At 72.4% G+C, this 22,211-nt stretch carries 18 protein-coding genes; 1 reads left to right on the top strand and 17 read right to left on the bottom strand.

Going from position 1 to position 22,211, the window contains the following annotated elements:
• Positions 1-175: 175 nt before the first annotated feature.
• Complete coding sequence (locus tag ACFQ9Z_RS34455) at positions 176-919, bottom strand: SDR family NAD(P)-dependent oxidoreductase (protein WP_383029291.1); 744 nt, start codon at positions 917-919, stop codon at positions 176-178.
• 1,044 nt (positions 920-1,963) lie between these two features.
• Between ACFQ9Z_RS34455 and ACFQ9Z_RS34450 the strand changes: the two genes are divergently transcribed.
• Positions 1,964-3,064, top strand: a complete 1,101-nt coding sequence (locus tag ACFQ9Z_RS34450; protein WP_383029288.1) for an NAD(P)/FAD-dependent oxidoreductase — start codon at positions 1,964-1,966, stop codon at positions 3,062-3,064.
• 112 nt (positions 3,065-3,176) lie between these two features.
• On the opposite strand, the gene ACFQ9Z_RS34445 is transcribed toward ACFQ9Z_RS34450, so the two are convergent.
• From ACFQ9Z_RS34445 to ACFQ9Z_RS34370, 16 genes are all read right to left on the bottom strand, one after another.
• Positions 3,177-4,352: a zinc-dependent alcohol dehydrogenase gene (locus ACFQ9Z_RS34445; RefSeq protein WP_383029285.1), complete on the bottom strand. Its 1,176-nt coding sequence runs from the start codon at positions 4,350-4,352 to the stop codon at positions 3,177-3,179.
• A complete protein-coding gene (locus ACFQ9Z_RS34440; protein ID WP_383029282.1) occupies positions 4,349-4,855 on the bottom strand; it encodes a hypothetical protein in 507 nt (168 codons plus the stop codon). Before ACFQ9Z_RS34440 ends, ACFQ9Z_RS34445 begins: the two co-directional genes overlap by 4 nt.
• Positions 4,856-5,543: 688 nt before the next feature.
• Positions 5,544-6,854, bottom strand: coding sequence for an argininosuccinate synthase-related protein (locus ACFQ9Z_RS34435; protein ID WP_383029280.1), 1,311 nt, complete (start codon positions 6,852-6,854; stop codon positions 5,544-5,546).
• Positions 6,851-8,194, bottom strand: coding sequence for a hypothetical protein (locus ACFQ9Z_RS34430; protein ID WP_383029277.1), 1,344 nt, complete (start codon positions 8,192-8,194; stop codon positions 6,851-6,853). Before ACFQ9Z_RS34430 ends, ACFQ9Z_RS34435 begins: the two co-directional genes overlap by 4 nt.
• Positions 8,187-9,506, bottom strand: a complete 1,320-nt coding sequence (locus tag ACFQ9Z_RS34425) for an MFS transporter (protein WP_383029275.1) — start codon at positions 9,504-9,506, stop codon at positions 8,187-8,189. Before ACFQ9Z_RS34425 ends, ACFQ9Z_RS34430 begins: the two co-directional genes overlap by 8 nt.
• Positions 9,503-10,429, bottom strand: coding sequence for a haloacid dehalogenase-like hydrolase (locus tag ACFQ9Z_RS34420; RefSeq protein WP_383029271.1), 927 nt, complete (start codon positions 10,427-10,429; stop codon positions 9,503-9,505). Before ACFQ9Z_RS34420 ends, ACFQ9Z_RS34425 begins: the two co-directional genes overlap by 4 nt.
• The gene (locus tag ACFQ9Z_RS34415) at positions 10,426-11,835 is read right to left on the bottom strand and encodes an NAD(P)-binding domain-containing protein (RefSeq protein ID WP_383029268.1); all 1,410 of its coding nucleotides are present in this window, start codon (positions 11,833-11,835) and stop codon (positions 10,426-10,428) included. Before ACFQ9Z_RS34415 ends, ACFQ9Z_RS34420 begins: the two co-directional genes overlap by 4 nt.
• A gap of 52 nt (positions 11,836-11,887) precedes the next feature.
• Positions 11,888-13,348 (bottom strand): NADP-dependent phosphogluconate dehydrogenase, encoded by a 1,461-nt coding sequence (gndA, locus tag ACFQ9Z_RS34410; protein ID WP_383029265.1) that lies wholly within the window; start codon positions 13,346-13,348, stop codon positions 11,888-11,890.
• A gap of 49 nt (positions 13,349-13,397) precedes the next feature.
• Positions 13,398-13,931 carry a gluconokinase gene (locus tag ACFQ9Z_RS34405; protein ID WP_383029263.1) on the bottom strand — a complete coding sequence of 178 codons (534 nt, stop codon included), beginning with the start codon at positions 13,929-13,931 and terminating at the stop codon, positions 13,398-13,400.
• A 17-nt stretch (positions 13,932-13,948) separates the two neighbouring features.
• On the bottom strand, positions 13,949-14,713 hold the full coding sequence (locus ACFQ9Z_RS34400; protein WP_383029261.1) for an SDR family NAD(P)-dependent oxidoreductase: 765 nt from the start codon (positions 14,711-14,713) through the stop codon (positions 13,949-13,951).
• 22 nt (positions 14,714-14,735) lie between these two features.
• The gene (locus ACFQ9Z_RS34395; protein WP_383029257.1) at positions 14,736-16,076 is read right to left on the bottom strand and encodes a hypothetical protein; all 1,341 of its coding nucleotides are present in this window, start codon (positions 16,074-16,076) and stop codon (positions 14,736-14,738) included.
• 52 nt (positions 16,077-16,128) lie between these two features.
• Positions 16,129-17,565, bottom strand: a complete 1,437-nt coding sequence (locus ACFQ9Z_RS34390) for a hypothetical protein (RefSeq protein ID WP_383029254.1) — start codon at positions 17,563-17,565, stop codon at positions 16,129-16,131.
• The gene (locus tag ACFQ9Z_RS34385; protein ID WP_383029252.1) at positions 17,519-19,885 is read right to left on the bottom strand and encodes a glycosyl hydrolase family 65 protein; all 2,367 of its coding nucleotides are present in this window, start codon (positions 19,883-19,885) and stop codon (positions 17,519-17,521) included. The genes ACFQ9Z_RS34390 and ACFQ9Z_RS34385 overlap by 47 nt, the downstream gene beginning before the upstream one ends.
• Entirely contained in the window at positions 19,882-20,919 is a 1,038-nt protein-coding gene (locus ACFQ9Z_RS34380; protein ID WP_383029249.1) for an NAD-dependent epimerase/dehydratase family protein, read from the bottom strand. The genes ACFQ9Z_RS34385 and ACFQ9Z_RS34380 overlap by 4 nt, the downstream gene beginning before the upstream one ends.
• The gene (locus ACFQ9Z_RS34375) at positions 20,916-21,674 is read right to left on the bottom strand and encodes an HAD family hydrolase (RefSeq protein WP_383029244.1); all 759 of its coding nucleotides are present in this window, start codon (positions 21,672-21,674) and stop codon (positions 20,916-20,918) included. Before ACFQ9Z_RS34375 ends, ACFQ9Z_RS34380 begins: the two co-directional genes overlap by 4 nt.
• Positions 21,671-22,165 (bottom strand): adenylyltransferase/cytidyltransferase family protein, encoded by a 495-nt coding sequence (locus ACFQ9Z_RS34370; protein WP_383029241.1) that lies wholly within the window; start codon positions 22,163-22,165, stop codon positions 21,671-21,673. Before ACFQ9Z_RS34370 ends, ACFQ9Z_RS34375 begins: the two co-directional genes overlap by 4 nt.
• Positions 22,166-22,211: the final 46 nt, after the last annotated feature.

The following is a 22,211-nucleotide window of genomic DNA, read 5'->3' as shown; positions in this document are numbered from 1 at the left end:
AAGAGGGCAACGAGTCCTCTCACCCAGATCGCGAGGGTCCACGGCATGGGCCGGTCGGAGACGCCCGTGATGTCGGGGGCGACCGCGGCAAGCGTCCTTCTTCCTGATGTCCGCACCGGCGCAGCGTTCGTGTGGCACGTCCACGGCCGCCAGGCCCACGCGCACGCTCACGCCCTCACCGTCGGCTCTCCCAGTCCCGCAGCCATTGTTCGAACTCGGCGGCGACGATGCGCTCGTCATGCACGCCGGCTGCGTCGTCGGAGGCCAGCCAGACGATGGGTGGGCCCATCACCGCTGGATCCAGGAACCCTTGGCCCTCGGTGGCAACGTCCTGGGGCAGCATCCCGGTGAGCGTCGCGCCTCCGGGCAGCAGCAGGTTGACGGTGACGCCCGTGCCCCGCAGGTCGGCCGCCATGATGCGGGACATCGCCTCGCTGCCGGCACGCGACGGCCCGTAGGGAACGAAGCCGGCGCGTCGCATGGTCGAGTGGTTGATCGAGATGTTGACGATGCGGCCACCGCCGGATGCCAGCATCCGTGGCGTGATCTCGCGGGCGACCAGGAAGTAGCCGGTCAGGTTGGTGTCGATCACCGCGCGGAAGGCGTCGGGTGGTACCTCCCAGAAGCCCTGCGGCTGCGTCATGAAGCGTGGGTTGACCGTGCGCATGCCGATGCCGGCGTTGTTCACCAGCATGTCGATGCCGCCGAGCCGCGACCACGCTCGGTCGACGGCCCTGGCCACCGACGACTCGTCGCGCACGTCCATTTCGACGCCGGTCGCCCCCGGCAGTCCCGCGGCGACGGCCTCCGCACGCTCGCCGGACCGCCCGGTCAGCGCGACGGAGGCCCCCGTCGCGGCCAGGGCGGAGGCCATGGCGAGCCCGAGTCCGCTCGTCCCGCCTGTCACCAGCACCTTCATCGGATCACCTCTGTCCTGAGAACCGGCCTGGCCGGGTCAGTGGTCACGCTCACCGCCGCGGTCACGGTCACCGATCGCGACCGTGGTCCTCGGTGGCAGGGCGTACCCGTGGGCGGAAGTCCGTGACCGGAACTCTAGGGATTGAGCGCGCTCGAAGTCAGGACGCGGCGGCTGTCGTGGCCCGTCCGGGTGACATACCGAGGTCGTACCGGTGCCGCCTCTCGCGGCCGTCCGGGTGACGTGGCCCGCACGCGCCTCAGCACTCCCCCGTCGGTCCGTGCCCTCACCACACGCTGGCTCACGCCCTCGCGGCTGCCCCGAGGGCATCCGTCACGCCGGTACGCGGACGCTCCCAGGGCTGAGCCCGCACGGCTGCCGCGCCGCGTGCCCGGCCGGCCGGCCGGCCCGCCGAAGTCCCAGGCGACGAGGATGCGGCACGACGTCCCGGGTCGGGGCATCACACGGCGCCCACGGCCCGGGCGGAGGTTACGCGGCGAGGCGCTCGGCGAGCGTTCTCCTTGTTGGCCGCGTCGTCGAAGGCACGCGCGGGACGCGTCGTAGAGGGGGACCAATGCGGACATGGCCGGGTTGCGGGGGTTGCTGGGAGTCAGCGAGCCGGTCAGCAACACCGCAGGTACGCGCCCAGCCCAGTGCTGGTGGATCCGCGTATCGTCGGCGACCTGGTCGGGGTGGTGGTCCGGGACTCCAAGCCGGTGCCGCCGGTGGCGCGGCCCGCTGGTCCGGACGGCCACGGAATCGCCGGCCAGGCCGACGTACGGCTCAGAAACCTCCTCCCAGGCCTTGACCGGGCGTCCGATCCCGCGGCTCTCCGCCAGTCGGTCACGGCCGTCGCCAGAGGTGGCCGGTTGACATATTCCGGACCGGTGTGAGGCTGAAGGAGACACGGTTCCGCCGTCGCGTCACGTAGAGCCTGACGATGCCGCCCACCGGATCCAGTCACCCACCGGCTCGCGGCGGCGACGGACTGACCCGACCCAAGCTTTGTAGGGGGACAGCTCCCCGGACGCGAAGTGAGGCGATCGAATGGACCGGGTTCCCGAGGTGGCCGTGGTAGGAGCCGGCATCGTCGGCCTCTGCACCGCCTACGCACTGGCCGAACGCGGAACGGCGGCGCGGGTCTACGAAAGCGGCGTTCCAGGTCACGGACAGTCCGGTGGCCAGTCCCGCATCTTCCGCCACGCGCACGACGACGCTCGGCTGGTCGAATTCACCCGGCAGGGCCGCGCCGTCTGGGAGGAGTGGGCCGACCGGTGGGGCACCGAACTGATCTCCCAGGACGGAGTGGTCGCCCTGGGCGGTCCCGTTCCTGGGAGACTGCGCATCCTGCAGGAGGCGGGCGGCATACCGGTCCGGACCGTGGGCAGCGCCGAGCTTCACAGCCGTATGCCGCTGCTCGCCGACTACAGCGGTCCCGCGATGCTCGACGAGGACGGCGGCGCCATCCGCACCCGTGTCGCGATCGAGAGCCTGGCCGACGCGCTGGGTGACGCGGTGGTCACCGACGAGGTCATCTCGCTGCATCCGACGGGCCACGGCACGGTGGAAGTGCTCAGCTCCGTCGGCCGCGAAGAGTACGCAACGGCCGTGGTGTGCGCGGGCATGAGCACCGCGCGGCTGGCACGCAACGTGGGGCTCTCGCTCCCCGTGGAGCCGGCAGCCCACGTCCGCCTCACCTTCCAGGTCAGGGGAGCGCCCCCGGAACGGGTCGCCTGCCTGCAGGACAGCAGCGGCGATTTCGGCGAGGTCGGCGTCTACGCAGCCCCCTACCCCGGCAACAGCCGATACGCGGTGGGCCTCAGCCAAACGGTCGACGTACGGGAGGACGGCAGCTTCGCGGACCCCGATGCGCTGGCGGCGCTCAACGACCGCGCCCGCGCCTACGTCTCCCGCGCCATGCCCGGGCTGGACCCCGAGCCCGTCGAGTACCTGCACTGCTGGGTGACAAGCCTGCCATGGAGCGAAGACGGCATGGCGGTCTGGGAAGCCGAAAGAATCTTCTTCACCGCCGGGCACAACCTGTTCAAGCAGGCACCCCGACTGGGACGGGCATTGGCCGGCGCGGCCACGTCCGAAGAACTCGAGGAGAACCTGCGTCCAGCGGCGGCACTCGGCCGGCCCCGCTGAACGCCCCCTGGGTGACGTCGTTGCGGTCCGGGTGCTCGTCACGGGTGCCGCAGGCCTGCTGCCTGCGGCACCCTGGCGTTTCCCTGTGACGAGCCTGTTCCGGGATCCCGCGTCACCCGCCGGGTTGGAAGACGGCGCGTACGCATCCGTCGAGCTTCTCCTTGAAGAGGTGGTATCCCTTGGGCCCGTCGTCGAGGGACATGACGTGGGTGGCCAGGTGGGCTGTCTTCAGCTCGCCCCTTTCCATGCGCTCCAGGAGCATGGGGATGTAGCGGTGGCCGTGCTGCTGGGCGCTGCGCAGGGTCAGGCCCTTGTTCATCACCGCGCCCAGCGGGAACTTGTCGACGAAGCCCGCGAAGACGCCGAGGATGAATACGCTGCCGCCCTTGCGGCATGCCTGGATGGCCTGGCGTACGGCGGCGGACCGGTCGGTCTGCAGGCGCAGCTGCTGTTTGGTCTGGTCGTAGAGCTGCTGGGCTCCGGAACTGTGGGCTTCCATGCCGACGGCCTCGATACACACGTCCGGGCCGCGGCCGCCGCTCATCTCGCGCAGCTCGGCGTCGATGTCGGTCTGCTCGTAGTTCAGGGTCTCTGCGCCGACGTGCCGGCGGGTCATTTCCAGACGGTACTCGAAGCGGTCGATGGAGATGACCCGATCGGCGCCCAGCAGTAGCGCTGCCCGCGCGGCCATCTGGCCGACCGCTCCGCACCCCCACACGGCGACCACGTCGCCCGGCTTCACCCCGCCGAGGTCGGCACCCATCCACCCGGTGGGCGCCGAGTCGGACGCGAACAGCGCCGTGGTGTCGTCCAGGGCGTCCGGCACCGGGAAGGCCCCTTGGTCCGCGAACGGGACGCGAATGTACTCGGCATGGCTGCCGGCGAAGCCGCCCAGGGCATGGGAGTAGCCGTAGCAGCCACCTGGGGCGGAACCCCAGAGGTGCTCGGTGATGCCGGGATTGGTGTTGCCGTTGTCGCAGAGGGAGAAGAGGCCCTGTCTGCAGTACCAGCAGCGGCCGCAGGAGATGAACGAGCAGACCACCACGCGGTCGCCCGCCTTGTGCCGCTTCACCCGCGGTCCGGTCTCGACGACCTCGCCGATGAATTCGTGGCCGAGGATGTCGCCGGCCCGCATGAACGGGATGTACCCGCCCAGCAGGTGCAGGTCCGAGCCGCAGGTCACGGTCTGCGACACCTTGATGATCGCGTCCTGCTCGTTGCGCATCTCGGGGTCGGGTGTCTGCTCGACGGACAGGTCGTTGGTGCCCTGCCAGGTCAGTGCCTTCACAGCCGTCCCTCCCCCTGAGCCTCTTCGATCATCTTGTCCAGCGGGCGTCCGGTGACCGTGGGTCGGTTGGTCGACGGGCGGTCGGGGAGGAGGATCTCTCCCGTCTCGACCAGCGCCTTGGCGTGCCGCAGCGCGGTCCGCAGTTCATGGACCGCGTCGTGTCCGGTCACCGGCTCGGCGGTGCCGTGCGACCCGGCATGCTCCTTGTCGTGCAGCCGGCAGGCCAGTTCCGTCCCGCGTTCCCCGGGGGCGGGGCGCAGCTGGGTGTCGATGGCGTCGCCGAGTCGGGAGAGCGGCTCCGGCAGTTTTCCGCCGGGCGCCACCTCCTCGGCGGACGCGCACACTGTCATCACGTGCCACCGTGGCTCGGTCTCCCCGGCGTGGGAGGCTCTTGACCGGATGGCTTCGCCGGCGCGGCGGGCCGCTGAGACCGCGGCGCCCAGGGCCTCGGTTCCCATGCTGACCACGGTGGAGACCGCGCCGCCTGCTGTGGGCTTCGTCATGGCTTCTTCGTTCCTTTCTGAACGGCGATGTCCCAGGCCGCCCGTGGTCACACGGGTCCGCGGAGTGTCCTGCAGGCGCTTGGGACGCAGCTCTCGCTGCCCAGCTCGGCACCGGAGAGCGGTGCTTCCGCCGCCGGCCCGCCAGGCGGAGCTTCGGCGCTCCGACGGCGTACCGGGCGGGTTTCCGTCGGCCTCCGACGCGAAACAACCACGCGCCGATCGATCAGGTCGCGCGGTGTCCCGGGCCACGAGGGGCGCGCCGTCGTCGACGGGCCTGTGCCAGGCGTCGTCGGGCCTGTGCCAGGCGTCATCGGGTGTGTACCAGGCGTCGTCGGGCGTGTACCAGGCGATGTCGCCCGGGACCGGGCGCCTGGCGCTGTTGCGGGGCAGGTGGGCGACAGCGGGGGGCATAGGGGTGCTTCGCCATGAAGGGCTCATCGATCACTCCCTCACGGCCGGGGCTCGACCACCCCGGGCGTCGGGTGGGAGGTCCTCATGGCACGGTTCACCCTGGCCGTCCGCGCGCCCAGCGGGCGGGTAGTGGCCGCACTCCGCTCGGCTGGGCAGACGGCTGCCCCGCCGCCTGGCGGGCGCCAGGCGGCGGGGCAGGGAACAGGGCAGGAGGGGGCCAGGTGTCGATCTCGCCGCGCTCGGCATGAGCGCCGCGGCCGGACCACCTGCCCCGTCGTCAGGTCATGAGACGGCCCTCCCGCAACGCCCTCGGGGTCACCCCGGGGAAGGTACGCCGTGACGCACACGCCACGTCCCGGTATGTCTCCGTCTCCGCGCGGACGCCTTCTCTCTCCCACGCCTCGCGGTCCCGTAGGTACCGTGGGCGGTGGGCGACGATCCCGACGGTATGCGCGCGTCCGTCGGTGAGGCGCCATCTCACGGACCCTGTTACGTGAGGGGTGCAAGCGTCGATGAACGCCTGTGCGGCCGTGCGGAGTTCGCCGTACCAGCGCCCTTCCAGGGCCTCGCGCACCCAGATCTGCTCGATGTGCAACTTCTCGCGCACGGTCTCCGCGGTGAGGGTCGCGTGCTCCAAGTGCCTCGACGTACGCAGCAGGAGCCAGGCGGCCGGCATCTCGCGGACCTCCAGCACCTTCTGCCCGCCCTCCAGGTGCTCCAGCCCGCTGTAGCGGCCGAGGCCGTGGGCTCCCACCCGTGTGTTGAGTTCGCCGATGAGGTCGTGCAGCGGCAGCCGGCGGCCGTCGAGGACGACCGGGATACCGCTCTCGAGGCCGATCTCGATGATCTCGTCGGACCCGGGGGGCCGTCGCCCTCCGGGAACACTCCAGCGGTAGAGGTGTTCGGGCACCGCGTGGTCCTCGGGATCGTCGAGGACACCGGACTCGAACTCCCGGCACCACAGGTTGGCGTCGCCGCTGACGGTCCGGCCGCTGAGGTGGCCGACTCCCGCCGCGGCGAGTTCCGCGATCTTGCGTTCCCGGTCCACCGGGCACAGGTCGTAGGGGCTGCCGTAGTGGCCGGACCAGCCCAGGAGCCCCATCGCCCCGTTGAGGCGGCGCAGCGAGTTCTGTGAGCGGTTCGCCGTGTGCAGGACGGCGCGGGCATTGAGTTCGCCGGCGAGCCGGAGTGCGATCCGCGCGATCAGCGGTCGGCTGAGCGTGGAACTCACCGGGTGTGCGTCCAGGTAGACGGCCTGCGCGGCGATGGCGGGAGCGACGAACTCCGTGGCGAAGGCCTCCCTGGCGTCCACCGTGTGCGTGATGGCACCCAGCGTCTCGGCGGTCGCACGTGCGCCGTCGTCGCCTTCCTCGCCGCCGAGGGCGACGCTGAGGGCGTGCACCTCGGCGAAGCCCGACTGCCTTAGGCGATGCAGGAGATAGGTGCTGTCGAGTCCCCCGCTGAAGAGGGTGACGACTGGGCGGTGCGGGTCAAGGGTGCCGAGGTCGTGGAAGGACCGGATCAGCCGGCCGCGGTGCGGCCCCTGCTCGCGCCGGGCCTCGGGAACGGGGACGGTGAGCCCGTTCATGCGTACATGACCGGGGACATCGTGGTGGCCGTGTTGCCACCGAAGCTGATCACTGCGCCGCTGCCCGCGGGCTGGGCTCGCACGTGGGAGCCGGCGAGCCCTCGGTGCGTGAGGTAGACGCCCCAGTTGCCGACGAGTTCGGTCGTCTCCCCGGTCCGCGGGTCCACCACGTACTCCGGACAGGGCACGACGCGCCGCTGGACGACCCCGCCGCGAGAACGACGGTCACGCAGCAGCTCCGTCCATTCGCGTGGTCCGCACTCCCACCCGGCTACGACACCGTTGCCGGCGAAGTCGGCGGCCGGTTTCACGATCAGGTCGGCGCGGTGCTCACGGCAGTAGTCCAGCGCGTCGACGTCCTGTCCCTCCACTAGCGCGCGGTCCTCGGTCAGCAGATGTGTCCAGGGCAGAAGCCGGTCGACCAGGAGTTGTTCGTGCCGGGCGAGGAGTCCACGGCTCCGGGCCGCCGACAGCAGGGCGAAGGTGCCCTTGTTGGAGTAGAGATAGTGCTCCGGCGGGGTGAACAGGACCACGGCGCCACGCTCGTGGAGGCTGAGGAGTTCGTGGACCTTGTTCAGCGCGTCCTGGTCACGGGATATCTGGTCGGGCGAGAAGAAGCGCAGCACCACGTCGACGCGCTCGCCGCGCACCCGGACCCGGCCGTCGCGGGTGCTCACCTCGCCGAGTTCGGCCGGCAGCACCCGCAGACCGAGGGCGAGCAGCATCTCCTCGATCGCTGCGAAGACCAGCGGATACCGGGCGAACGTGCCGTCGGCCTCGACGAGGGCCACGGTCGGGTCGCCGAGGACGCCGGCGGCTTCGGCCGCCTCCCGCACCGACGCGACCAGTTCGGCCCCCTGGTCGCCGTGGCGCAGGTCGTGCCGGTCGGCGAAGTGGGCGAACTCCTCGTCCCGCAGCAGGGCCCGGGACATCTCGGCGAGGTCGATACCGCCCAGTTGGCTGCCGATGTTGAGTTCGAGAAGGGTGAAGGAGTCGCCGTCCCGATAGAGGTCGGCGCGGGCGTGCAAGGGCGGGCGGTGGTCGTCGACGCGCCGCATGAGCGCTGCCTCGGCCGGTGGGATGTTGAGCGCCTCGGCGTACCGCCCGACATCTCCGTCGTACATACGCTCGGGAACCGAGGTCAACAGGTCGTAGAGGGCGGCGAGGTCGCGTGCGAGGTCCTGCAGGACACTCTCGCGGGCGAAGAAGGGCCGGGAGGTGAGTCTGCCGTCGTAGGCGGCCCGGAAGCGGGGCGGCAGGTCGAGACGGTCGACGACCGAGCGCAGCGCACCGTGCTCGGCGCGGCACCGCTCCAGGTAGTCGTGGGTCGGGTCATGCATCGCTTGGGTCCTTTCCGTGAAGGCCGCCGTCGAGCGTGCGCAAGGTCCGAACGGCCGAGAAACGGATGATTAGCCAGCTCGGGCCGAGAAGGGCTGCTCCCGCCCAGAGGGCGCTGCGCACCCCGGCACCCTGGGCGAGCAGGCCGCCCAGAGCGGCACCGACGGTGAGCGATCCGGTGAGCAGGAAGCGGAAGGTGGCGTTCATCCGGCCGAGCAGCCGGTCGGGGGTGACGCGCTGACGGAAACTGGCCTTGATGACGGTGTTGACGCCGACCCGGAAGGTGACCGCGATCCAGGCCACGGCGGTCACCCACAGCAGCGGTCCGCGGTCCACGAGCGGCACCAGCGCCACCGCAGGCATGGCCGCCAGTCCCACGAGCCACAGCGCCCGCCCCTGACCGAGCCGCTCTCCGAGCGCGCGCGCCGCCGTGGAGCCGGCGAAGACCCCGACGCCGCCCGCGGCGAGATACGCGCCCAGGGCGCCCTCCGACAAGTGCAGATCGCGCAGGAAGAGGACCGGCAGCAGGGTGAAGCACATCTGTGCGCCCGCGTTGATGCAGGCGCCCTCCAACAGGGCGGGGCGCAGGACCGGGTGGCCGAGGACGTAGCGCAGTCCCTCTCCGACCTCGCGCAGCAGGGTGGTTCCGGCGGGACGCGGCCGGCCGTCGACTCGCGCGGGGATGCCGCGGAGGCAGGCGGCCGACCACAAGTAGCTGGCGATGTCGAGGAGGAGCGCGACCGGAGCGGTGAGCGTCTGCACCAGAACACCGCCCGCAGTGAGGCCGGCCACCTCGCTCGTGGCGTACATGCCGCTCAGCGCGCCGTTGGCCCGCAGCAGGCGATCCCGGCCGAGGAGCCCGGGCAGGAGGCTCAGGGACGAGACGTCGAAGAAGACGGTGGCAACCCCGGTGCACACCACCACCGCGTACAGCTGCCACAGCGCGAGTACGCCGAGCCAGGCGGCCACGGGCACCCAGGCGAGAAGCGCCGCGCGGACGAGGTCCGCGACGATCATGACGCGTCGTCTGCGCCACCGGTCCACCCAGGCACCCGCGGGAAGACCGACGACGAGGAAGGCCGCCGTGCTGAGCGCGCCCAGGCCGCCGACCGCGGCGGGTCCGGCGTCCAACGTCGTCACGGCGAGGACCGGCACTGCGAGGGCGGTGACCTGGGTGCCGGTCTGGCTGACCGCGGCGGCCAGGAACAGCCGGCGAAAGCCCCGGTCGCCGAAGGGCGACGGCTCACGTCCGCCGTCGGGTGCGGCCGGGCGGGCCGGTGCGGCGGCCGACGCGGCCTTCTCGTCGGCCGTCATGACGCGAGCTGCTCGGGAGTGACGCGGACCCAGCCCGCGACCATACCCGTGCGATCCCCCGCACCGGGCACGAACAGGCCCTGATCCAGCGCTTCGACCAGCGCCCTGGTGTGACGCTCACTGCGGTCCACCCACAGGCGTACGCCGCGGTCGGCGTCACAGTGCGCGAGCAGCTCCCAGTCACTGGGTGAGTCGCCGGCCACCAGCAAGGGGCGACGCACTCGGTCGACGCGGGCCCGCACCACCGCCGGTTTACCCGCGTACCAGGTGACGGGTTCACGGATGGCCAGTGTGCCCGTCAGGTTGCCGGTGTCCCCGGGCACGGGGGCGAGGCGGGCGCCGTGCACCGCCGCAAGCGGCAGAGCGAAGCCGTACCGCGGATCGCACAGCACCATGCGCGCGACCACGCCCAGCGCACCGGTCACGACGTGGACGCCCAGCCCCGCTTCGCGCAGGCTCCGCACGAGACGCCGCTGCGCGGGATGGATCACGGGCGGGTCCACGTGCTCGACGGTGCTGCGCCCGTCGACGCGGACCAGATAGGGCACGGGTCCCGACCGGCGCATCAGCCGGTCGACCTGCTCCTTGAGCAGGTCGACGGGCAAGTGGGCGAAAACCCGTGTCATCCAGCGGTATGCGGCGTCGATTCCCACTCGCCCGGGCAGCGTCCGCGCATGGGCGTAGAGACTGCCGTCCTCGGCCGGCTCGAAAGCGCGCAGGGCCGGGTCGAGGCGCCTGACGCTCAGGACGCCCTCCGCTTCCAGCAGGGCGAGGAGCGCCTCGCACAGGTCGTGACGCCACAGGGTGTTGTCCGCGTCCAGGACGGCGAAGTCGCCGGGACGGGCCGATGCCAGAACTCGCGCGGCCAGTCCGTCGAGGCCGTCCTCGTCCAGTTCGCGCAAGAGCGTGCCGTGGCCGGTCATGTCCGCGCCTCCGTCCAGTCGGTGCGGAAGGAGCCGGGGCGGTCGACCCGACCGTGGGGGTTGCCGCCGAGACGGCTGCGCAGGGCCTGCACGACCGCCCCGGACGATCGGGCGGTGCGGGCGCCGTCGAGGTACGCGAGGACGGAGGCCGTACAGGGGACGGCGACACCCCGGACGACCGCGTCCGCGACGAACGCGCGCCAGCCGCCGGTGTGGCGGGCCGTCTCACGGACCACCTCGGGTGCGCCGAGCACCTGGCCGTCACGGGTCGCGGCCGTCCGGTGCACGAGGTCGAGCGACGACGACCGGATGCAGGCGGCCCGCCAGCTGTGCAGGACGGCGGTCGGGTGGGCGGTGCCCCGCCGCTCGACAGCCGCGGCGAGCTGACGGTGTGCCTGCGCGTGCACGACGAGGAGCGAGGCGGCGAGCGCGTGCCGCCCCACGCGGAGCGCGTCACGGGCCGGGAGGACGCTGCGGTGGTGAGGGGCGGGGTGGGCGGTCGCGGCGGCGCGCAGCTGCCGGTCGCTGGAGAGGTACCAGGCCGAGGACGCCTCGCTGAAGGCCGTCGACGCGACCTCCAGGTCCAGTGCGCCGATCGCTGCGCGCCGGCCGCTGCCGTGCTGGACGGCCCGGTCGTCGACGACGTCCAGGAAGGGTGCGCCCGTCTCCTCGTCGACGCGTGCCAGCGCGTCGACCGCGGTCTGCACGACGTAGGAGCGCAACTCCTGGTTCCAGCGGTCGAGTTCGGCCGCAAGGTCGGCTGGTGCGAGTCCGGTGGCCACGCGCAGCCAGGTCACCGTCTCGGCGACGAGCTGCATCTGGGCGTACTCGACGCCGTTGTGGATCGTCTTGACGTAGTGTCCGGCGCCGGCCGCCCCTGCGTACACACAGCACGGTTCACCGTCCACACGGGCCGCGACGGCTTCGAGCAGGGGACGGACCGCCGCGTAGACCTCGGGATCACCGCCGAGTGTGGCGCTCAGCCCCCGGCGGGCGCCGTCCACACCGCTGGCCACGCCGGCGCCGAGCAGTCCGAGGTCCCGCTGGGCGAAGGCGGCCTGGCGCCGCTCGGTGTCCTCGTGTGGGGAGTTGCCCCCGTCGACCACGGTGTCTCCGGAGTCGAGCAGTCGGCGCAGCCCGGCCAGGACTTCGCCGGTACCGGTGGGTGCGACCAGCACGACGACGGTACGGGGCCGGGGCAGGGAGGCGACCAGTGCGGCGAGGCTGTCGGCACCGGTGGCCGCATCGGGTCGCGTCACCGAGGCGAGCACCTCGTCGGTGCGGCCCCGGGTGCGGTTGTGGAGGGTGACGCAGTGCCCGGTGTCCACAAGGTTCAGCGCCAGGTTCGCCCCCATCGGCCCGAGCCCGACCACGCCCACGTGTCGCGGGCCCATCGACGTCGTCACCTCGTACGGCTCCTTCTTCTCGGACTCTTCGAGTTCTTCGCTTCCGCGGATGTCAGGCGTCGAGCCGGATCTCGGCGCCGTCGCCGTTCCACCGGGTGTGGTAGGTGCCGGACCGGTCCACTCGCCGGTAGGCGTGGGCGCCCATGGCGTCCCGCTGCGCCTGCACCACGGCCGTGGCCATGCGGGTGGTGCGCAGTTGGTCGAGGTGGGTCAGCACGGACGCGAGCGCAGGGACGGGAACCCCGGTGGCGAAGGCGTCGAGGACCACCCGGCGCAGGGCCGCCGTGCCGGTGCGGAGGATGGGGGCCAGTGGTTCGGCCGCCAGCAGGTGCGGCGTGTCGGGCCGGGCGGCAAGGGTGTCGGCGATCTGGTCGAGGAGGCGCCCTCGGATGACACAGCCGGCCCGCCAGAGCCCGGTGAGCCGGACGAGGTCGGTGGCCCGGCCGCGGGCGGCGTCGGCGGCGCGGACGACGTCGAGTCCCTGTGCGTAGGCGACGGCCGTCGCGGCGAGCAGCGCGTCGTGCAGGTCGGCCTCGGCCGGCTCCGCGCCGGACCGGGCACGGGTCACCCGGAGCGGACCGAGCGCGCCGCGTACGGCGGCCCGTCCTTTCCGGTCCCGGGAGAGCGAGCGGGCGAACACCGCCTGGGTGAGGGGTGCCGCCGGGACGCCGAGGTCCAGGGCCGCCTGGGCGGCCCAGCGGCCGGTTCCGAGCTGGTCGGCCCCATCGTCGACCACGTCGAGGAAGGGCGCGCCGGTGACGGGGTCGACGCGGGCGACGGCCGCCGCGGTGAGGGCGACGAGGTACGACTCGAGGAGGCCCTCGTTCCAGCGGGCGAGCAGCTCCGCGAGCCCGGCGTGGCCCCTGTCCGTCCGCCGCAGCACGAGGTCGCAGGTCTCGGCGAGGGCCTGCATCACCGCGTACTCGATGCCGTTGTGGACGGTCTTCGCGAAGTGCCCGGCCCCGCCGGGACCGACTCTGGCGCAGCACACCGCGGCGCCGGCCCTCGCGGCCACGGATTCCAGGAGCGGCCTGACGACCTCCCAGGCCTGCTCGGTGCCGCCCGCCATGATGCTCGGCCCCCGCAGGGCGCCTTCCTCGCCGCCCGAGACGCCCGCTCCGACGAGGTGGAGGCCACGGCTTCGCAGGGCAGCCGCACGCCGTTCGGTGTCGTCGGCGTGCGCGTTGCCGCAGTCGACGAGGACGTCGCCGGGTTCCAGTACGTCGGTGAGGGCGTCGATCGCCGCGTCGGTGGCCGCGCCGGCCGGGACGAGCAGCAGCACCCGGCGGGGCCGGGTGAGCCGTGCGGCCAGCTCGCCCACGGTGCCGGTGAGCAGCAGGCGGCCTTCGTGGCCGTGTCGGCCGAGCAGGGCGGCGCCCTTCGCGGGGAGCCGGTCGTGGACCGCCACCCGGTGTCCGTGGCGTGCGAGATTGCGTGCCAGGTTGGCACCCATCACGCCGAGGCCGACGACGGCCACGTCGGCCGGCGGTCCGCCTCCGTCGGGGGTGTTCATGTCCTGTTCCTCCTCCAGGAGTCGGCGGCCGGTGTGAGCCCGGCGTGGGTCATACGGCGGTGGCGGGGCCGCGCAGAAGGCGCAGCAGATCAGCGACGATCCGCTCCGGAGGCGGCGCCGCGTGGAGCGTGGCGCCCCTCTCTCCGGGCGCCAGCGGTTCGAGGTCGGCGAACTGGGAGTCGGTCAGCGAGGCCGGGAAGAAGTGCCCCGACCGGTCGGCCAGGCGGGCCCTGATCAGGTCGGGGTCCGCCGTGAGATGGGCGAAGAACACGTGCGGGGAGACGGCGAGGACGTCCCGGTAGGCCTTCTTGAGGGCGGAGCAGCACACCACTTGCCTGCCTCCGCGCTCCAGGGTCCCCTCGATGTGGGCGGCCAGGGCGCGCAGCCAGGGCGCCCGGTCACCGTCGTCGAGCGGGTGGCCCGCGCGCATCTTCTCGACGTTGTGCGGCGGATGCAGCCAGTCGCCGTCGCAGAAGTCAGCGTCGAGTTCGGCGGCCAGCAGGCGTCCCACCGTGGTCTTGCCCACGCCTCCCACGCCGGTCACCACCACGACACGCGGGGGTGGGCGGCCGGTGCTCACCATGCCTGGCGTCCTCTCTGTCAGTAGATGCGGGCGAGCAGCCCGCCGTCGACGGGGATGTCGATCCCGCTGAGGTAGCGGGCGTCGTCACTCGCGAGGAAGAGGGCGACCCCCGCCACGTCGTCGGGCGTCGCGAACCTGCGCAGCGGGTAGCGCTCGGTGACGCGGGCGCGTGCCGCCACGGGGTCGTCCTGGTAGGCGAAGAACTCCTCCAGCAGTTCGGTCTCGACGTCGCCGGGACAGATGGTGTTGCAGCGGATGTCGTCGGGACCGTGTGCCGCGGCCACCGAGCGGCACAGCGCACGCAGCGCGCCCTTGGTGGCCCCGTATGCGGCCAGGTCCGGGTCTCCGGTGATGCCGAGCAGGGAGGAGGTGATGACGATCGAGCCGCCTCCCGACTCGCGCAGCAGAGGCAGCGCGTGCCGGATGCCGAGTGCGACACCGCGGACGTTGACCGCGTACATCTCGTCCCAGTCCCGCGGAGTCGTGGTCTCCAGGCCGCCCATCGTCTGTACGGCGGCGTTGGCGTGCAGGACGTCGAGGCGGCCGAGTGACCGTGCGGCGTCCGTGACGCGTGCGTTGTCCTCGTCGCGGGAGACGTCCGCGGTCACGGCGACGGCTCTGCCGCCGGCCGCGGTGATGGCGTCCACCGTCGTGTGCAGGGACTGCGCCGAACGGTCGACGCACACCACGTGCGCCCCCTCGGCGGCGAAGCGGGCGGCCACGGCCCGGCCGATACCACGGGCCGCGCCGGTGACGACCGCCACCTTGCCCTGGAGTTTCATCGCGGGCCCTTCTCGGCGGGGGTCACAGGTACAGGGGGTGGAGGCGTCCGCTGCGGGCGATGTTCACCCGTGCCTCCTCACTGCTGCGCAGGAAGGCCGCGGACAGGACGCCGTTGACGGCGGCGAGGGCCAGGTCGTGCCCCCTCGTCTCGCCGGAGCCCGTCTCGATCTCGGGAGTGGAGCAGTACTCCTGCACGAGCCATCCCTCCCGGTGGGCGAGGTCCACGGCGCTGTCCCATGCGGCTGGATCGCGGATCTCGCGGCCGACGACCACTCCCCGGCCCCGCGTGTCCAGGGGCTTCTTGAGCACGTAGTCGGCCGGCGTGCGCCGGATGGCGGTGACGAGGTCGGAGGTCAGCCGGGCCACGTTGCGCGACCAGGGCACCGCCGGCGCGAGCAGGGCCAGGTCGTCCTTGTCGAAGAGGTCGTGGAAGGCCGGGTCGGAGAGCACCGCGAGGCACAGCTTGTTGTCGCCGACCCAGCGTCCCAGCTGCCGGTTCTGCACGAACAGGTCACCGGCCCGTACGGCCTCCACGAACTCCCGCGCGTCGCCGCGCATCGCGCAGAACTCCTGCAGCCCGACCTTGAGATAGGCGTGGCGCAGGGGTACTCCCCGTACCACGGCACCCTCCGCGGCGGTTCGGACCTCGCGCGGATCGGCCTCCAGGGTGCGCACCCCGAGCTCCTCGAACGCCGCGCGGATCAGATCGAGTTCGAGTCGGTTGCCGCCCTCGTGACGCAGCAGGGCCACGGTGGCCGGGGTCTCGCCGGTCTCCTCGCGGGCCACCCGCAGGAACCACCGCCCCATCCACAACGGATCCTCGCCGTCGAGGGGTTCGGGGAGCCGTTCTCCCCAGGTGGTGAGGTGGTGGCGCCACCGGCGGGCGGCGAGGCCCGCGACGACCAGCGCCCCCGGGCAGTTGGCGTTGGTCTCCAGGACGCGCAGCGAACCGTCCGGCTGGGGCAGCGCGTCGACCCGCATGAAGTGCACGCGGGTGTCAGCCGGGTGGGGTCGGGCGCGGAGGTCGGCGCGCAGCGCGGGCGGCATCGACAGGACGGACTGCAGCCGGTGATCGGTCGGGTAGGCGCCGACGACGGTCTCGATGGCTCGGTGGTAGGCGGCGACGAACCGGGCCAGGTCCTCGCGGCGGCCGGGCTCGACGGCCAGCGGCCGGCCGTAGGGCACGTGGCGGTCCGCGGTGAACAGGTAGGCCCGGTCGAGGTCGCTCTGGACGAGCCTCCCGTCTGGCGCGTCCAGCACCGGTGCGGTGCGCCGGTCGAATTCGGTGTCCAGGAGCGGCCAGGAACGTGCGGGTGCGGTCGGCCCGGGCCGTGGCGCGATGCGGTCGAGTGTGTCCTTCACGGATCCCCCAGGTGGGTCGGTGTGTCGTGGTGCGGGTCGGCGGCCGGGAGGGTCACCCCGGGATGTTCTGTGTCAGGGCGCCGGGCTCGTGGAGCTGGACGTCGACCGCGAACTCCTCCTTCTCGAGGCGGTTGCGCACCTCTGGATGGCTGCGGAAGAGGGAGGCCTCGACGCGATCGCGCAGGCGGCGGGCGGCGCCGGCGGCCAGGGACTTCTTCAGCTCCAGGTCGAGCCGTACGACGGGACCGCTCCGGTCGTCTTCCAGGTGGATGTTGAACTTCGGTGCGCCGTAGTCGGTGAACCGGGTGACGTGACTGTGCTCAAGCAGGTCACGTACGTGGAAGGCAGCTTCGGGGATGTCCACGGCGTCGATGAAGTGTCCGGTGGACAAAAGCAGTTCACCGTCCGGAACGGGCACCGTCAGGGTGTTCTTCAGCCGTCCGACAGGCCGGTAGCCGCGTGCCCCCACCACGTCGCAGATGTCGCCGACCTGGACCAGGTCGCCGCTGTCGTACCGGACGAGCACCTGGCGCAGAGCGGTCGGGTAGAGGTGGGTGAGGACGAGCCTTCCCACCTCGCCCGCGCCGACGGCGCGTGCCGGATCCCGGGGGTCCACCACCTCCTCGACGACGATCGGGGCGAAGTGGTGGGCACCGCAGTGCAGACACTCGTTGGCGTACCCCTGGTGGAACTCGGTCAGGCCGTACTCCTGGACGAGCTCCGCGCCGAACGCCTCCTTGAACAGCGCGCGCCAGCGCACCGAGGTGAAGAAGCCCGCGGCGACGACGCGTCGCACTGAGGCCTCCTCGGCGAGGTTCCAGCCGTGTTCGAGCGCGTACATGGTCAGCAGCCGCACCTTGCGGTAGGTGCCGCGCAGTTCGGACACGCGCAGGGAGGGGTCGCCCGGCCCGTGGGTGGTGAGGACGTCGCGGGCGACGTGGAAGTGCGACTCGTTGTAGAGGGGGAAGTTGAGCATCCGCAGCGGGCCGCGGCGGGGCTCGATGTACCGGATGCCGTGCTCGTCCTCCATGATGATGTAGCGGGCGTCGCCGGGCCGCGCGTCCCACGAATATCCGTAGCCCATGCGCGGGTACCACCAGTCGCGGAACGCCGTCAGATGCGGGTACTCGGCGAACGAGCGGTGGATCATCTTGGGTGAGGTGGAGGCGGGCGCGGTCCTGGTGAACGCCTGGGTACTGGTGCCACCGCTGCACACCACGAAGTCGGTCCCGACAGCTTCGCTGAGCACGGGGTGCCGGTACGCGGCGATGCGGGCGGAGGGCAGCAGCGGATAGGCGGCGAGGTCGGCGAGCGCTTCGGGCTCGGGCAGGCCGGCGAAGGCCTCCCGGTAGTAGGGCACGGTGTCGCGGCAGTACCGCAGGGTCATTCGCAGCGCTTCGAGGCGGAAGCGTTCGAGGTCGTCGTCGGCGGTGCCGAGCAACTCACGGAACCAGCATGCCGGGTCGGTCGGCACGGTCGTTCGGGGCATGGTGGCTCTCCTCGTGTGGGCGGGGCAGCGCGGCACTGGCGGGTTCGCCGGGCGCCAGGGTCAGCGCCATGTCACCGATCCGGACGGACAACGCGGGTCCCCGCGCCAGGGTGAGGCGGACCTGGCGCTGGTCCACCTCGACGGTGAGCTGCCTGCCCCGTATCCCGATGCGCAGGGTGAGGCCGCTCCAGTGCGCGGGCAGGTGCGGGTCGAGCCGGAGCAGGCCGTCGTCGTCCGCGGTGAGGCCCAGCATTCCCTCGGCCAGGATCTGCCAGGCTCCCGCGTAGGCCGACAGATGCAGTCCGTTCCGGTAGGCGGTGCGCGGCTGGTGATCGAGGTCGTACCGGGCGGAGCGCAGCAGGAAGCGGCGGGCGTCGGCTGTCCTGCCGAGGCGGGCGGCGACCACACCGTGGGGTGCGAAGCTCAGGGACGACGCGTGGGCGGTGCGCGGCTCGTAGAAGTCCAGGATCGCCGCGGCTGTCTCAGGGGTGAAGAGGCCGGGCAGCAGGTGGGCGAGGAGGACGACGTCGGCTTGCTTGACGGCCCGTGTCGGCAGCGGTTGCCCGCTCGCCGCCTGGGCGCGCTCGTCGGGCAGCAGGCGGGGCGCGGGCGAACCCGGGTCGGTGCGCGGAGCACAGTCGGGCAGGTCGAAGTAGCCCTCGTGCTGGGCGGGCGGGCCGGTGGCGGGGACGGGCACGTGGACGGTGGAGGCGAGTTCGCGCCAGCGGGCGAGGCGGGCCTCGTCGACGCCGGCCCGGACCCTGGCGTCGGCCGCGGCCACCGGATCGGTCCGCCGGGCGTGCGCGTCCAGGCGCAACGCCTGACTAAGGTTCTCGCGCAGCATGGCGTTGGTGAAGAGGTTGTGGTCGACGTGCGGGTGGTACTCGTCGGGCCCCGTCACCGAGCGGGCTCCGCAGGGTCGGCCGGGCTCGTGCCGCTCCAGCACGCTGGCCGCGAACTCGGCGGTGGACAGGAGGAGTTCCAGACCCTCGTCGAGCAGATGGCGCTCGTCACCGGTGACGCGGTGGTGGCGGACGACGGCGTGGGCGACATCCGCGGAGATGTGTACGGCCTCGCGTACGTTCCACTGGTCGCTCCCCCCGCCGTGCGCGTCGCGCACGTGATGGGGTCCGGCGTCCTGGCCGAGGTCGTCGGCGGCGACCGGGAAGCGTGCCCCGGTGTGCCCGGTGGCCGCGGCGAACTCCCGCGCCGCCGGCAGGGTGGCGTGGCGGAAGGCGAGGTGGGCGCGGGCGACCGCGGGCTCCGTCCAGGTCCAGAAGGCGTCCTTGTGGAGCTCGGTGTCGAAGAACGTGGCACCGGAGTGGTACGGGCCGGACAGGCCTCGTGCGGGACTGAGGCGGGGCCCGTCGACGGGCAGTTCCTGCTGCATGAGGTGGAACAGAGCGAAGCGGACGCCCTGTTGGGCCGTCTCGTCGCCCGCCACGACGATGTCGTGGCGCCGCCAGCGGCGCTCCCACTCGTCCCGGTGCGCGGCCAGCAGTGCCTCGGGGTCGGTGCCTGGTTCGTCCAGCGGGTCGGAACCGGGTCCGGGCACGGACCACAGCAGGTCGAATCGGAGGGCGCGGTGTCCCGGCGGCAGGACCAGGATCTCCCCCGCGCGGCCGGGCGAGTCCAGCGGGCGGCGCTCGCACTTCGGGTACACCGTCAGTCTGCTGCGCAGGCGGAAGGTGCGGCCGGTGCCGCGCAGCGCGCAGTCGAGGTGCAGGTGGTCGCCTTCGCGCCGGGTGCCGCGCATCTCGACGTGGTAGGTGCGCAGGTGCGGCAGGACGCCGCCCAGGTAGGGGTTGCCAGTGTTGTTGTCCCAGAAGACCTCCAGGGTGGCCTCGGGCGCCTCGGACAGCGGTGTCAGGTATCCGGTCAGGACGCCGAGCCGGCTGTGCACGGCATGCAGGTGGCAGACGGTCTCCAGCTCCCAGCGGGCGCCGTCCCGCGCCGTCAGCTCCCGCTGCTGGACGACGACGCCCTGCCGCATGTCGAGTACCGTGCGCAGACCTGCCGTGCGCAGCGGCTCGCCGCCCCGGCGGACGGCCAGGCCGTGCGGGTGGGGCAGATTGACCAGTTCGCGGGTGACGTCGAGGCCGGTGTCGTAGAGGCCGGTGACGTGGAAGCCCGGTTCGGCCTGGCCGTCCGACGGGTCAGGCCGGGAGCGCACGCCTTGGCGGCCGTTGGCCAAGTGTGTGAGGGCGTCGCACAGGGAACGCTCGTCGGCGGGCGGATCGGTGATCTCCACCAGCCAGGGCGGTGCGCTGAGCGTGAGCGCGCGAGGGTGACCGGCGCCCTCTGGTGGGGTACGGGTCATGCCGGCCGCCCGGCGGACAGACGGCCCTGGTGCCGCTTCATCCAGCGCACGTTGTGAAGCCGCTCGTCGGTGAGGGGGTTCGGGATACGGCCGTCGAGGATCGCCGCGGCGACCTCGCGGCAGGCGTCGTCGACCGTTCGCCGAGGGGTGATGCCCAGGGTCTCGGTGAGACGGCGGGAGGTCAGGCGGTACGAACGGAGATCGTCCGACCTCGTGGTGGTGACGGCGACGGGGGCGCCGGTGAGCGCCTCGGCGCAGCCGGCGACGCGGTCCGCGATGGCAGCGACGGGCAGGTTCTCGTGGCCCACGTTGAGCGGCGCGGCGTTCAGCGGTCCGAGCCGTTCGTCGAGCACGAGGCGCGCATAGACCGAAACCAGGTCCTCGACGTGGATGTTGGGCCGGTACTGCCGGCCGCCGAACACGGTGACCTCGCCCTTTGCCACGGCCTGTGCGGTCAGCAGGTTCACCGTGAGGTCCAGGCGCTGGCGCGGGGAGACTCCGCAGACGGTGGCGGCGCGTACGGCGACGGTCTCGAACCCGTCGGTGGTGAGCGGGAACAGCCGTTCCTCGCCCTTCGCCTTGTAGCGGTTGTAGTCGGTGACGGGCACCAGCGGGTGACTCTCGTCGACCTCGGGGGCCTCGCTGATGCCGTAGACGCTGGCGGAGGAGGCGTAGACGAACCGGCGGGCGCCCGTCTCCCGCGGCAGCCGCATCACATGTTCGAGGCATTCGTGGTTGACGGATGTCCCGAGTTCGGGGTCGAGGTCGAAGCTGGGGTCGTTGGCGACCGCGGCCAGGTGCACGACGACGTCGACGCCGTCGAGGGCGTCGCGGTACCGGTCGGCGTCGCGGATGTCGCCGAGCACGTTCTCCAGCCGTGCGTCGTGGACGTCCGCGAGCCCGTCGCCGAAGACCCGGGTGTCCAGGACCCGGACGCGGCTGCCGCTCGCCAGCAGACGACGGGTGAGCACCGAGCCGATGTAGCCGGCGCCGCCGGTGACGAGGACGAACGGGGGGCGAGGAGTGTTCGTCATGCCGAGGACGCCTCCGAGTGAGTGGTGGGGCGGCGCACCGGCCGCGCGGGGTCGACGGGAGCGCAGGTCGTCTCGTCGAGCGAGGTGACGGCGGTCCGTCCCGCGGGAGCGGGCGGCAGTGCGCCGGAGCGATCGATCAGGACGGCGCGCATGCCGAGGGCGACGGCGGCTTCGACGCCGTGCGGCGCGTCGTCCACGACGACGCAGCCCGCCGGATACCCGTCCCACGCCTCGACGACCCGCAGCAGCGCCTCGCCTCGCGGTACGCCCCCGCGGTGGCCGTGGTCGCCGAGGCTGCGGTCGAGGCGTGGGACGAGCCAGGGCGCGTACGGTTCGCCGGCGACGCAGCGGCGCAGCAGCTCGCCCGCGTTGCGAGACGCCGTGCAGAACGCGAGTGGCGTGCGGTGTGCCGCGGCCCCTGCGAGGAAGCGCCGGGCGTCGGGGAAGAGCCTGGTGGTGTGCATCAGGTGCCGGAAAAGCCGCTGCTTGTGGTCGGCGAGGCCTTCGACCAGGTCGGGGCTCGGTGTCATGCCCGCGATCCGCAGGGCGGCGTCGGCCCCGGTCAGCCGGTCGCGGCCGGCGACGCGCCGCTGGTAGGCGCGCGAGGTGAGGCGGGCCGCCCGCTCCTCGGGAAGGTCACCGAGCTCCCGCAGGGCCTGGCGCCAGGCGGCCAGATGGGGCGTGTCGAGGAGGGTGCCGTCGATGTCGAGGACGACCAGGCCGTCGGCGTCCGGGACGAGTGGGAGCACTGTCATCGTCCCTCCGCTCCGAGCAGCATGCGGGCCGCGCGTGTCGAGGAGTCGCTCACGCGGTCGTCGGTGAGCACGTACTCGCCGCCCACGTCGGCGAGTGCCGCGAGTTCCGCGTCGAGACGCGGATCGGCCGCGTTCCGGTAGTCGGCGCCTTTGAAGTAGAGGTCGGGGCGCAGTTCGCGGATGACGGTCACTGCGGTGGGAGCGTCGCTGAGGACGACGTAGTCGACCATGCCGAGGGCCGCGACCACGGACGTACGCGCCCGGTCGCCGAAGACGGGGCGGCCCACGCCCTTGTCGATGTGGCGTGCTGCGGTGACGGAGACCATCAGGACGTCTGCCTGGGCCGCCGCCTGGGTGAGGTAGTGCACGTGACCGTGGTGGAGGATGTCGAAGCATCCGTGGCACAGACCCACGGTCGCCCCGGTCTGCGCCAGGTGGTCGCGGATCCTGCGGCCCAGCGGCACGGTGAGGACCTTGCCCGTCCTAGCCATGCCACTCACCACCCCCGCGCTCGGCGAGGTCCTTCATGTGCTCCCC

The sequence above is a fragment of the Streptomyces sp. NPDC056580 genome (genome assembly GCF_042793175.1).
Classification (GTDB): Bacteria; Actinomycetota; Actinomycetes; order Streptomycetales; family Streptomycetaceae; genus Streptomyces.
Note: the sequence above shows the minus strand (reverse complement) of the source record. Positions and strands in the feature narration are given on the sequence as shown.